Genomic DNA, 12080 nt, shown 5'->3' on the forward strand with positions numbered 1-12080 from the left:
GGTTCGGAGTTTTGAATGAGTACACCCATTCCGGTCATTGTTGTCGGTGCTCTCGGCAAAATGGGGCGCGAGGTCGTTAAAGCCGTACAACAGGCTGCCGACACTGCCCTCTATGCTGCTGTTGATCGCAAGCAGGGGGGGGAGGATATTGGTGAAGTCCTGGGGCTAGGGGCGCTGGGCATTCCAATTAGTGGCAGCTTGCAAGAGGTGTGTGTCGCCGCTGCCCAAGAAAAACAAGGGGTGGTGATGGTGGATTTTACCCATCCCACAGCCGTCTACGAAAATGTGCGCATGGCGATCGCCTACGGTATCTATCCTGTGGTCGGAACAACGGGCTTGAGTCCAGAACAAATTGAAGATCTGGCCGAGTTTGCCGACAAGGCCGATATGGGGGGGGTGATTGCTCCCAACTTCTCCATTGGTATGGTGTTACTGCAGGAGGCGGCCATCCGGGCGAGCCAGTATTTTGACCATGTGGAGATCATTGAACTGCACCACAACCAAAAGGCTGATGCTCCTAGTGGTACCGCCATTCAAACCGCGCAGCGTTTAGCAGAATTGGGTAAAACCTTTAACCCACCGCAAGTGCAGGAGTCGGAACATCTCAGGGGTGCCCGCGGGGCGTGTACGGAGGGGGAGATTCGCATCCACAGTGTGCGCTTGCCGGGACTGATTGCCCATCAGGAGGTGATTTTTGGCGCACCGGGGCAAATTTATACGTTGCGCCATGACACCAGCGATCGCCAGTGCTATATGCCGGGGGTACTGCTGGCAATCCGCAAAGTACGGCAGCTCAAGCGCTTGATCTATGGCTTGGAGAAGCTGCTCTAATTTCGCTTTAACTTTAGACTTCGGGTGTTTGCTGCAACAACCAAAAGCCTTGCAGGGTCTCCTGTTCTGGTCTTTCCTTCACGGCAATGAAATGCAAGCCTTGGCTTTGGGTACAGGCGTCCCTAAAGGCGGCCAGTTCTTTCTGAATCTGGGGATTGCGGCCACTGATGAGTACCCAGCGATCGCTCGCTCCTGTTTCCAACACTAGCAACGGCTGAGGTTCTTCCTCAAAACTCAAATAGGCCGGCTCTAATCCCGACAGCCAACCCGCCAAGGGCAGTGCGCGCTGCGAATAGATAATTAACCCCGGCAGTAGCGTATCGTCACTGAGGGTCAAAAAGGGCAGTGGGGGTACCTCACCAAAGGGCAGTTCCCATTCACCAGCCGTTTTAATTTCCCCCAGAGGAAGACCACTGAATTGCCAGCGATCGCCCCTCAGGGCTGGTGGTAAAGGTTGAGGCGCAGGGAGGATCAACTGGGGTGGCGTTGCCAGATCGGCTTGGTAGTTGGGTAGGGTTGGATAGAGGTTTGTGGCGCGATCGCGCAGCCAATCATAGAGGGCAAACGTGCGCCGACTGGGCACCATCACTAATCCTGCCGCTTCTCCCCCCCGCGTAATAATGCTGGTCATGGCTCGGCGGAAAAAACGTACCCGATCGGGTTGAGCACTGTTTGCCAGTCCCAGTTGCTGCCGCCATTGATCCATGGCTTCTTTGAGGGCAGCTTCTAACCAGCGGGCATTGGCTTCAGCTCCGGCACAAGTTTTGCTGAACTGAAATTGTTGCTGGCGATCGCAAATCAGCAATTCCCAGATTTTTTTGTTGTTTTCATCCACAAGGGGACGGGAATAAAAATCCAACTCCCAGATCGTATCCATTCACACCTAGAGGAACGTTACCCGCAAACTTGAAGCTATTTGCCTTTCCTAGGATAGGCGGTTTTGGCCGTCAAGGTAAATGTATAACCCGATACAGATTTTCCACTGTGAGAACTGGTGCAATCAAAGGTTAATTGCGGGTCAATGCTTTGCTCAGCTCCAGCCAAACAACAGCCAGATCACTTTCTGGCGCGATGGTGCCGCAACTGCGATTTCTCCTCCGCTGAACTCATGTGCAACTCTACTCCATAATCGTTGAGAATGAAAGCGATGTCCAAGTTAAAACTGAAACGTGCGAGACGGCAAAAGCGCCCGTTACGCAACCTTGACCGGCAGCCCAATTTCCGCTGGCGATCGCCAGCCCTTGTCGCCTGCATTCCCCTAGCTTTAATCATTGTGGCTGTTTGGGGAGTGGCTGCTCAGGCACAGGATAAACCCCTCACTCCTGAAGACGTTCAAGGCGTACTCAACACCATTTGGGTACTCATTGCAGCCATTCTGGTGATTTTCATGAATGCTGGCTTCGGCATGTTGGAAACTGGCTTCTGCCGCCAGAAAAATGCTGTCAACATTCTTTCTAAGAACCTCATTGTTTTTGCCTTGGCCACCCTTGCCTACTGGGCGATCGGATTCTCTTTCATGTTTGGTACCGAGGGCAATGCTTTTATTGGCCTGGGGGGCTTTTTCCTCAGTAGTGAAAACCCCGAAACCTACGGTCTTGATCCCTTTCCGGAGGGCTTACCCATCGCTGTGGCCTTTCTGTTCCAAGCTGCCTTTGCAGGAACCGCAGCCACCATTGTTTCTGGGGCAGTGGCCGAGCGGATCAAGTTTGTTGACTTTTTGATTTTCAGCCTCCTGCTCACTGGTATCTCTTACCCCATTACGGGTCACTGGGTTTGGGGGGGTGGCCTTCTCAGCAACATTGGTTTCCTTGGCCCAGATATTGCCTTTAAGGATTTTGCCGGTTCAACGGTGGTTCATGCCGTAGGCGGTTGGTCGGCACTGATGGGCGCTGCGTTCCTAGGACCACGGCTTGGCAAGTATGCCGCAGATGGTACGCCTCGGGCGTTGCCCGGCCACAACATGGGCTTTGCCATGCTGGGGTGTTTGATCCTCTGGATCGGCTGGTTTGGTTTTAACCCTGGTTCTGAACTGGCCGCAAATGAAGCTGTACCCTACATCGCAGTCACAACAAACTTGGCGGCGGCAGCCGGTGGGGTTGCGGCAACAATTACCGCTTGGCTAGCCATTGGTAAACCTGACCTCTCCATGATTATCAACGGTATTCTGGCGGGATTAGTGTCCATTACAGCACCCTGTGCAGGTGTGTCTTACTGGAGTGCCGTGATCATTGGTGCCATTGGCGGTGTGATTGTGGTCTATTCTGTCCTTTTCTTTGACCGCATCAAAATTGATGACCCCGTTGGTGCCACCTCTGTCCACTTGGTCTGCGGCACTTGGGGTACCTTAGCTGTTGGCTTGTTTGACAAAGAGTTAGGCTTGCTCACCGGCCACGGAGTGACTCAGTTGATTGCTCAGATTATCGGTATTTTAACAGTCGGTGGCTTTACTGTACTGCTGACCAGTATCTTTTGGCTGGCTCTGAAACAAACGCTTGGCATTCGTGTTTCCGAAGAAGAGGAACTCAAAGGCTTGGACATCGGCGAGCATGGCATGGAAGCCTACAGCGGTTTCTTGAAGGAGTAACTCGCCTGCCAATAAGTTTGGGGTCGTACCACGCCGCTGAACGATCCCATTGCCCTAGGTGGTTTTTGCTGTCCTCAGCGTTTGAGGGCAGTTTTTTTCTAACTTTGCAGTGATATACGCTACGCTATAGCGGCAGTACATTAGGGAGTTTTGGATGAGCGATCGCGCCATGGCGGTACGGGTGCGACAACACGTTAACCCTCTCAGTCAAAAGTTCCAGCAGGACATTGCTGTTCCCGATTGGTCAACGATTTACGAGCAACCTTCGCAGCCTTTACATCTCGATATTGGCTGTGCCAAGGGCACGTTCTTGTTAGAAATGGCAGCACTGTATCCAGAGCAAAATTTTCTGGGTCTGGAAATTCGCTACCCGCTGGTGGTGGCAGCCAATGAGCGGCGCGATCGCCAGCAACTTCGGAACCTCCACTACCTTTGGGGCAATGCCAATGTCCACTTGGGCAAAATCCTCGGCGGACTCCCCCTGCACACCGTCACGATTCAGTTTCCAGATCCGTGGTTCAAGCGCCGTCACCATAAACGCCGCGTCGTCACCCCTGAACTGGTGGCCACCCTTGCCGAACTCCTGCCCGCTGGTGGGCGTGTTGTCCTTCAGTCAGATGTCTTTGAGGTGGCTGAATCAATGGTGCAACAGTTTCGTGCCCATGCCGCCTTTAGCTCAACCTGTACCGATTGGTTACCCCAGAGTCCTTGGCCCGTCGCGACAGAACGGGAAAAATGTGTCCTCAGTAAAGGATTACCCGTTTACCGCTGGCAATTTGAGCGGTGTGCCCTCTAACTGGCTTTCAAATACTGCTGCCAAGTAGCGACAATTGCTGGGGAGCCGTACCAAGGGGCATCGGGGCGATCGCGCAAGCGGCTGCGAGGCGCATGGAGCACATCTTCATAGACCAGATTCTCTGCCCCCTCAAGGTGGGCTGCTGCCACTGGTGTCACCCCATCTCCCCAACAGGCACCCTCGCCACAGGTGAGTTTATAGCTTTGATACGTAAACCAATTGGCAAACGAACCGCGTGGTGTGCCATAGATAGCCTTGCCCGCCAGACAGACATAGCGAATTTTGGGGTAATAGGCGCCGGGGTAGGTGGTGTTCACAAAGTCAAGATTGCGGCGCGTCCAACGCTCCTGACTCCGATGGGGAGTACCCAACGTGATTAGCGTGTGCACCCATTTGTGACCCGCCCAAACTTGGCCTTCATAGGGTTGATCCCCTAGATAAATGCGGCTAATCCAGCCCCCCGCTGAGTGGCCAATGAGATGCACGGCGGACGCCCCTGTTGCATTCAGAACATGCTGAATGGTGGTATCCAAGGCCTGTAAAATTGGCGCCACCGATCGCCCCCCCAACGTGGGAAACCACGAGCGTACCCTGAGGGGCACCACCTCCGCCACAAACCCCAATTGCCGCAGATAATCCCGCAGTGGGTAGTACTCAGGGGCAGCCGCTAAATATCCCGGCAAAATAACGACAGGCAACACAGGACTAACTTGCTTGAGGCGTCGCCGGGAAGTGTATCACATTTGGATAGACGGAAATCATTAGCCCCTCGCGAGCCAACAGCGTCTGCGGAAATCGTGCCCGTGCCAACTCACCAATGCGATCTAGACAGTCATCATCATGGCTAGGGTCATGGTGAAACAAAATCAGTTGCTTGACCTGGGCGGCTTGGGCAAGCTTAACCGCCTCCTGCCATGTGGAATGCCCCCACCCCACCTTGCTCTGCTGCGGGTGATAGTATTCTTCATCGGTATAGGTGGCATCGTAGATCATCACATCGGCGCGATCGGCCAAGGCAAACGCCCCCGGATGCAGCTGATCAGGCAAATGCTCCGTGTCTGTGATATAGGCCACATGGATACCCTGCCAACTCACACGGTAGCCCACCCCCCCACCCGGATGATTCAGGGCTTCATTACTCACCACCACACCGCCGCCTAGGTGTACCTGTTCGCCCGCCTCCAAGTCATAAAAACGCAAATCTCCCCCCATAATCTGCAACGGGACAGGAAAGTTGGGGTGCAGCATTTGATCATTCAGTCGTCGTTCAATGCCCTGACCATTTTTCCCCGGCACTGCGTAGATATGGAACTGATTCCCCGGTACAAAGGCGGGCTGAAAGAAGGGAAAACCCTGAATATGATCCCAGTGGGTATGGGTAAAGAATAAATGTGCCGCCACCGGATGTTGACTCATTAAGTGCTCCCCCAGAACCCGTAAACCCGTACCGCCGTCAAAAATGATGCGTTGACCATTAGCTTGAATTTCCACGCAGGGAGTGTTACCGCCATAGCGGACAGTGTGGGAACCGGGACAGGGAATACTGCCGCGCACGCCCCAAAACCGAATGGTGAGTGGGTTAAACATGGGCATATCGCAAATCTTGATCGTAGTGTGCCACAGAAAACACGCTTGACTTGTGATATGGATCATCCTCCCCCTGTGACGCTAGGAGTTGATAGAGTGGGGGCTAGCCGCCACGAAGGTTGGTGAAAAATTTTTTCTAAAATCTGCAAGGCGAGTGCATATTTGTAAAAACGCCATTGGATAAATGAATAGAGGGTTGTAACAGGAGGATGGATGAATAATGAGGAGTGAATAAAACAGGCAGTCACGTTTCTTCGTACGGTTGTCCTTTGATTGATATCTAGTGAGAGCGATTGATGACACGCCAACCCTGCGATAAACTCATTGCTTTGCTCCGATTTGACGGTTCCGATCGCCCGCGCTGGTATCGAGATCGCCAACTACAGGCCTACTTCACAGCAGCGGGGTACAACCTCGAGGAGCCAGAGTCGACGGCTGTCTTCCTCCTCCAAAAATTACAGAGTCAGCCGAACCATGATGATGCCCAGTACTGGCAGCGGGGTCTATTTTGCTATCTCCAAGAAACTAGTTGGTCTGTAGCCATGACCCTGCGGGAGAAACTGGGCGGGATGCATCAGGTCAGTGACTGTTTTCAGCAGGCTTGCTGTCTCACTAATGATCCCCTCAAGTTATTGAGCAAATTTAAGCCCGGGCGGGGTACGCGGCTATCCACCTATGCCTATCTCCGTATCTATGACGGTGTGTATGCTGCGCTGGTGGGGGTTCGGAAATCAGATTGGGGCCTACTCAAACACAGTGGTCTGCGTTCTCTCTCCTCAGCCTTGGGGAACCAAGGATACACAGAAGATCGAGTTCGTCAAGTTTGTGCCCTTGTCGAATTGTGGCAGGAGTTGGCGGATCAGACCACTGCTCCCGATCAGGCACTGCTGGCTCAGGTGGCTAAAACCTATCGTCAATGTTGTCCTGATCTCCCCGCTGTAACCCCTAGCGAAGTTGAAACCCTGCTCCGCACAGCGATCGCTGCCTTGCGAGCTTATCGCCAACCACAGGTGGTGAATCCTGCTGAGCAAAGGTTTTGGGACACCCTAGAAGGAAGAAATACGCCTTGGGAAGCAACCCTGAAACAGGAAGAACAGGAAACCCTTAAACGGGTCTTTGAAATGATGAAAAATGCGATTGCAGCACTGGATGACACTAGTCGTCAGGTGTTTTGTCTGTACTATTGCGAGCAGGTCAGCCAACAAGCAATTGCCCAGCACTTAGGCTTTGCAAAACAATATCAAGTGTCTCGTGCCCTAGAGCGGATTCGTGGTCATTTGGCGAAAGCGGTACTCGCCGGCCTTAACCAACCCACGCATCCTGAACGCCTTAAGGAGGCAACAGTGGCTGTCAACCTGTGGTTGAAGGAGGGTTATAAAGTGTTAGCAGGGTCTTGTCAGCGGTGTGATCAGGTAGGTATGGCAGAACACTGTCGTTATGAGGGTGCATTTTGACTGTTTTGTAAACGGTATGAACTTTTGGGAGTTGTTGTACTTAGGTAAGGAACCATGACATCGCTATCACTTTCGTTTCTCACTGCTATAGATGCGCCACCGATGGCGCACACGGAACACGTTCACATTGATTTAGCAGATGCTGGCGATCGCCAGTGGATCGAGCAGATCACAGCGGCCGCCCGCGCTTACCGTCGTGGCAGTGTGCGAATAAATGCGATGGCCTATGTAGCTGTGCGTGACTGGTTCGCAGCAATGGGCATTAGTGCCGACCCCTTCCTCTCCACCGTCGAACTGCCCATCTTCTGGGAGTTTGTCAACGGCACCCTGCTGAAGACCGCCATCGGTCAAGTGTTGATTGTGCCTGATACTTCTATAGAGCTTGACGAGTGCCGCATTCCTCAGGAATGGTTGCACATTGCCGCTTGGAAACCCGATTACATCTTGGGCGTACAAGTCTTTGCTGAAGAAGCGCAGGTCAGACTCTGGGGCTATGCACCGACTAGCAGTGTGAATCGTTCTGCCATTGATGCCTTGAGCCGTACCTACACCCTCGATCGCGAGGACATGATCGAAGATGTGCCCCTCCTCGCTGCCTTGCCGGCCTGCCATCACATCCCTGTTCCATCACCTGCCGCAACTGCGATTCCCACAGCCACGCTTCAGCAAATTGCCAGTGGTGAGATGCTCTTGCCCCGCTTGGTGTTGCCCCTAGAGGAATGGCTGCACATCATTGGGCAACCTCGCCATCGCCTTGATCTCTTTTTGGCCTGTCATCCGCAGCGGCTGAGTCTCTGGCTTTATGCCAAGACCAAGGGCGTGAGCAACCTGTTGGGTCAAGTGTGGCAAGAGGCGCAGGAGTTGCTGGCGGAGGGCGCAATGCTCAATCCCTACATCAGTTGGAAGCTGGGCTGGACATCGCCAGAGTGGGCATTGCGCTCCAATGACACCTTAGAAGCCATGCAAGCTCAAGCTCAATTACGCCAAGCCTTGGAAACGGAGGATTGTCGCCAAGCGGTTGCCCTCCTCAAAGACCTGATTGCCACCACTGCCGATGAAGGATTGCGCTGGATGGCGGCAGAATATCTCCACGCTAAAGATGCCACTGCCCCAGAAGCAGGGGTGTGGAAAACTCGTACCGTGGACTTGGGTCTTGCCCTCGGCGGACAGTCCTTCGGCTTGGTCATGGCCGTACTGCCGCGAGATACGATGTCTGCCAATATTCTTGTGCGCGTCACTGCCCTCAAGGTAGGTGAAACCTTGCCCCCAGACTTGGTTTTGATGATTACTGAGGCCAATGGCAATACCTTTGCCCAAGTCACTAGTCGGCAGCAGGATCAAGCGGTGCAGTACAAGTTTTGGGGACAAATTGGCGAAACTTTTGGCATCACATTGGCCTATGGAGATGCTAAAATCACGGAAACTTTTGTTGTCTAGCTGCATTGGCTCTTTTTGATTGCCGCTGCGATGAAACACGTCTGTCTCGAAATCTACGGGGGTTGCCTTGAGCAGCATTCCTTCAAGGGTCGCCTATTATTGGGGACAGAAAGCCAAGTGGATGCCTATGGGGTGTATCCTGTAGAGTTTCCAGCAATGCCTCACCTTCCGCACCGGTATCGGCAGTGGCGCGACGCCTATCACGGCTATGCGAAGAATACTCGTCTGGGGGCTAGCGGTAACCAGATTACGAACATTGGTACTCAGCAACCCACCCTCCTTAAAGAGGTACGGCAAAACTACACTGACCTTGTGACTACCCTTGGCACGTGGTTGCACAATACGCGCATCAGTTATCTCTGCGAGGAACAGATCAATGAGCAAACTTCACTTTCTAAGGAGCAGACTTCATTTTTTGGCCTAGGCAACTTTATCTTGCCGCCGCCGATGAACGAGATTCACCGCATTTCTGTGCAGACAGATTTTGTTGAACTGTGGCACTATCCATGGCACGACTGGACACCGATTCGCCAACACAGCAATCTGGATGTGGTGTTTTCACCAATGGTGTATCAGTCCCTGAAGTCTTCGACAGCGCACCATGAGGGAGTACGGATTCTGGCAATTTTTGGCGCGAATGGCGACCTTGATCTCAAGGGGGATCTTGAGGCTCTCAGGGCGTTACCCAATGTCGAACTCCACTGCCTGCGATCGCCCCAATTAAGTGAACTCTATTCCCTGTGGTGTCAGCCCTGGGACATTCTCTTTTTTGCTGGGCATAGTCAGGGTAATGGCATTATTATCAACAATGAAGAGGAACCATTACAGATTTACAGGCTTTATGAGACGCTTAAAACCGCAGTGAAGCAGGGGCTGCAACTGGCGATCTTTAATTCCTGCGACAGTATTCCCCTAGGACAGTTTTTGATTCAGTTGGGCTTGCCCCACGCGATCGTGATGCGCGAAGCGGTTCCGAATATTGCCGCTGAGTTGTTTTTGAAGTACTTTTTACAGAACTTTCACGGCGGTGCAGATCTCTATGCCGCTGTAGCTCAAGCGCGATCGCAATTACGCGAACTGAGTCGCTGCGATGATCATCTGCCGGGCACATCAGCGCTGCCCTTAATTTGCCGCCATCCCCAAGCGCGCTGCCCCCACTGGCACCATTTACGCCGATCAGAAGCCCCTGCTGTTACAGTTGGTGTGTCTGGGGGCGATCGCTCCTCCCCAAGGGTTTCTAAATTTCCCGCATTCCTCTACTGGTGTCGCTGGCAACTGGAACTGGCGCAACTCCTGCCCCACGCCCAAGATCCTAGTCGCTGGGTGACAGCAATTCCTGGGGGTTGCAGTCCCCAAAGGCCACAGCAAAACTACCAAGATGCCTTTGCGAATGTTGCCCACTGGGTCTGCGGCCTCGAACGCACTATCGGTGGCTTTTCCCCTCAAGCGGAGTTGGCCTTTTTCTTTCCTGCCCTAGAGGCTGAGGCTCGGCAACTTCTACCGCGGATCTCTAGCCAACAGCTGCTGCCTTACTTGGAATCCTTGGTGGTGGAGCAGCGGGGCCTCCCCCGTGTCCGTGCCGCTTTTTTAATTGCGCAGCAATATCCCAATGTCAGCCACCTCAGTACAGCGTTTCAAGTTTTAGAGGATACCTTACGCCAAGACACCAAGCCCCAAGTGCGCGAAGAGCTATTAGCGGAGTGTCAGCAATTTCTCAAGGAGCTAGATGCCAAGCTGGTCAGGAGCGTTTGGGACAGCACCACGGGAGAGCGCCTACAGCAGTTTTTACAGCGGCTGCTCCATTATCCCCAACAGTCTAACCGCCTGAAACTGGCGATCGCCTCTGTTCTGATTACGGCAAAGGGCCGTTGGGCGGTTGAAGCTAGCAATGTTGCCCTAGAAATTTTTCGTAACTCCTCATACCTAGAGGATGTGATCCTTGCCAGTCGCTGTTTACACCAAGCGGGGGTGCGGCAGTGGGAGGTTGTTGGCCGACTAGAGCGCTATTTGGGCTTGGCCACGGTGCAGTCCCACCAGATTGCCCTTGCCGGCGCCCTTGGCATGGTTAGTCCGAATCATCCCCAAGCCATTGACACCCTTGAGTTAATCATTGAGCAGCAGGCCTACGATCTGGAAACATTGATGGCGGCGGTGCGTGCCCTTCACCGCATTTCCCCTGAGCATCCCCTTGTGTTGGCGACCCTGCGATCGCTCTTGGTCAAGGCGCAGGAAACCCAAGATATTCTCGGCTTTTACTATGGCCTAGCGGCTCTCGATGAATTGCAGCAGCCCCTAACTCCCTACATCTCAACTACAGTCATCCCGTGGGTTTGCCAGAAAATTGCGGTTTTTAAGGCGCAAGAAGAACCCTACCTGATGGCTCCCTATACCGTGCTGTGGTACTGTAGCCGCCATATTCCCTACCAAGAATTTGCAAATCTTTGGCAATAGTTAACTTCCCCGAAGGGGCGGGAGATCGAGCGCTTTCTGAGGATCAACCGTAGCGACTAAAGAAAAAATGGGGTCGTCGCAATGACTGACCCCGCCTGCCGATTCCTCAGAGAGGAGAACACTAAAACTTAGCCTAAGACAGATGAGAAAAAATGTCAACAAGCTAGAAGAAAAAGTTTGCCCAAGATGCCGAGCACCCTCTTGCCCTGTCTCCCTCAGATTCCACGCCGTGGGCTTTCGCCCTAACCTCTGAGAAAAGTGACCATTGCTTTGGGGGGTGCTCAAGGTTGAAGAGTTGCTCAGCCCTCAACACCAATTGCGGGAGTAGCGTTGATCGAAGTTAGGGATTGTCCTTGCAATTCGGTGAGCTGATAAGATTGACCGACTACAACGCAAAGCACCACCTTTTGTTCTTCAGGGTCAACGATCCAATATTCAGGAATGCCCATTTCGGCATACTCTCGACGTTTTGTGTGATAGTCGCGATCGCGAAGCGCGCCCTTTGGGCGATCGCGATTCCCATTGCCCGGACTAACCACTTCTACCACTAAAAGCGGTGGGCGTTCGACGATCGCCGAAGCAGATTTTGTTTGCGCAGAGCGTCCCAGTCTTCGCGGTGCAAAATGCATAAGTCTGGTTCCCGTGATGTTCGCAGGCCAGTGCGCACGCCAATGCCACCGGGGAAAATTTCGAAGGGTAAATGATTCCCCTTAATTTCGTTTTCAAGCGTGGTGAATAAAAATCGGATAATTGCGATATGTAGGGGGCTACCGGTTGGCATGGTAATAATTTCGCCATTTTCTAATTCAATGCGATGATCTGCCGCATCATAATCAAGGAACTCCGCAAAGGTAACCTTTCTAACGGGAGTCTGAGTCATGGCTGAATCTCGCAAATTCAAACACAATTTTTAATGCCTAACTCCAGCCTAGCCTACCGG

General features: G+C 53.0%; 11 protein-coding genes. 6 read left to right on the plus strand and 5 right to left on the minus strand.

The window, feature by feature from the left end; all coding sequences use genetic code 11:
• Positions 1-15: 15 nt before the first annotated feature.
• Positions 16-831, plus strand: a complete 816-nt coding sequence (dapB, locus tag RHJ80_RS06940) for a 4-hydroxy-tetrahydrodipicolinate reductase (RefSeq protein ID WP_310800636.1) — start codon at positions 16-18, stop codon at positions 829-831.
• Between the two features lie 13 nt (positions 832-844).
• Here dapB and RHJ80_RS06945 read toward each other — a convergent pair whose 3' ends face one another.
• The gene (locus RHJ80_RS06945; protein WP_206199536.1) at positions 845-1708 is read right to left on the minus strand and encodes a Tab2/Atab2 family RNA-binding protein; all 864 of its coding nucleotides are present in this window, start codon (positions 1706-1708) and stop codon (positions 845-847) included.
• A 261-nt stretch (positions 1709-1969) separates the two neighbouring features.
• Between RHJ80_RS06945 and RHJ80_RS06950 the strand changes: the two genes are divergently transcribed.
• Together RHJ80_RS06950 and trmB are read left to right on the plus strand one after the other, a co-directional pair.
• Positions 1970-3415, plus strand: a complete 1446-nt coding sequence (locus RHJ80_RS06950) for an ammonium transporter (protein WP_206199537.1) — start codon at positions 1970-1972, stop codon at positions 3413-3415.
• A 154-nt stretch (positions 3416-3569) separates the two neighbouring features.
• Complete coding sequence (gene trmB, locus RHJ80_RS06955; protein WP_302677881.1) at positions 3570-4211, plus strand: tRNA (guanosine(46)-N7)-methyltransferase TrmB; 642 nt, start codon at positions 3570-3572, stop codon at positions 4209-4211.
• Here the strand turns inward: trmB and RHJ80_RS06960 are convergent.
• The gene (locus RHJ80_RS06960; protein WP_302677882.1) at positions 4208-4912 is read right to left on the minus strand and encodes a triacylglycerol lipase; all 705 of its coding nucleotides are present in this window, start codon (positions 4910-4912) and stop codon (positions 4208-4210) included. The genes trmB and RHJ80_RS06960 overlap by 4 nt on opposite strands.
• A gap of 4 nt (positions 4913-4916) precedes the next feature.
• Positions 4917-5804: an MBL fold metallo-hydrolase gene (locus tag RHJ80_RS06965; protein WP_206199539.1), complete on the minus strand. Its 888-nt coding sequence runs from the start codon at positions 5802-5804 to the stop codon at positions 4917-4919.
• Between the two features lie 290 nt (positions 5805-6094).
• Between RHJ80_RS06965 and RHJ80_RS06970 the strand changes: the two genes are divergently transcribed.
• The 3 genes from RHJ80_RS06970 (at position 6095) to RHJ80_RS06980 (ending at position 11140) form a co-directional block, all read left to right on the plus strand.
• On the plus strand, positions 6095-7252 hold the full coding sequence (locus RHJ80_RS06970) for a sigma-70 family RNA polymerase sigma factor (RefSeq protein WP_310743580.1): 1158 nt from the start codon (positions 6095-6097) through the stop codon (positions 7250-7252).
• Between the two features lie 102 nt (positions 7253-7354).
• Positions 7355-8689 (plus strand): DUF1822 family protein, encoded by a 1335-nt coding sequence (locus RHJ80_RS06975; RefSeq protein WP_310800637.1) that lies wholly within the window; start codon positions 7355-7357, stop codon positions 8687-8689.
• 30 nt (positions 8690-8719) lie between these two features.
• Positions 8720-11140 (plus strand): CHAT domain-containing protein, encoded by a 2421-nt coding sequence (locus tag RHJ80_RS06980; protein ID WP_310800639.1) that lies wholly within the window; start codon positions 8720-8722, stop codon positions 11138-11140.
• A 299-nt stretch (positions 11141-11439) separates the two neighbouring features.
• Here the strand turns inward: RHJ80_RS06980 and RHJ80_RS06985 are convergent, their stop codons facing one another.
• Both RHJ80_RS06985 and RHJ80_RS06990 read right to left on the minus strand, forming a co-directional pair.
• Positions 11440-11679, minus strand: coding sequence for a Uma2 family endonuclease (locus RHJ80_RS06985; protein ID WP_310800641.1), 240 nt, complete (start codon positions 11677-11679; stop codon positions 11440-11442).
• A gap of 8 nt (positions 11680-11687) precedes the next feature.
• Positions 11688-12020, minus strand: a complete 333-nt coding sequence (locus tag RHJ80_RS06990) for a Uma2 family endonuclease (RefSeq protein WP_310800642.1) — start codon at positions 12018-12020, stop codon at positions 11688-11690.
• Between the last annotated feature and the right edge of the window lie 60 nt (positions 12021-12080).

The sequence above is a fragment of the Thermosynechococcus sp. QS41 genome, from assembly GCF_031583515.1.
Lineage (GTDB): Bacteria > Cyanobacteriota > Cyanobacteriia > Thermosynechococcales > Thermosynechococcaceae > Thermosynechococcus.

Coding starts and splice junctions, on each gene's coding strand:
- dapB (WP_310800636.1), top strand. CDS start 16: ATGAGTACACCCATTCCGGTCATTGTTGTCGGTGCTCTCGGCAAAATG.
- RHJ80_RS06945 (WP_206199536.1), bottom strand. CDS start 1,708: ATGGATACGATCTGGGAGTTGGATTTTTATTCCCGTCCCCTTGTGGAT.
- RHJ80_RS06950 (WP_206199537.1), top strand. CDS start 1,970: ATGAAAGCGATGTCCAAGTTAAAACTGAAACGTGCGAGACGGCAAAAG.
- trmB (WP_302677881.1), top strand. CDS start 3,570: ATGAGCGATCGCGCCATGGCGGTACGGGTGCGACAACACGTTAACCCT.
- RHJ80_RS06965 (WP_206199539.1), bottom strand. CDS start 5,804: ATGCCCATGTTTAACCCACTCACCATTCGGTTTTGGGGCGTGCGCGGC.
- RHJ80_RS06970 (WP_310743580.1), top strand. CDS start 6,095: ATGACACGCCAACCCTGCGATAAACTCATTGCTTTGCTCCGATTTGAC.
- RHJ80_RS06975 (WP_310800637.1), top strand. CDS start 7,355: ATGGCGCACACGGAACACGTTCACATTGATTTAGCAGATGCTGGCGAT.
- RHJ80_RS06980 (WP_310800639.1), top strand. CDS start 8,720: ATGAAACACGTCTGTCTCGAAATCTACGGGGGTTGCCTTGAGCAGCAT.
- RHJ80_RS06990 (WP_310800642.1), bottom strand. CDS start 12,020: ATGACTCAGACTCCCGTTAGAAAGGTTACCTTTGCGGAGTTCCTTGAT.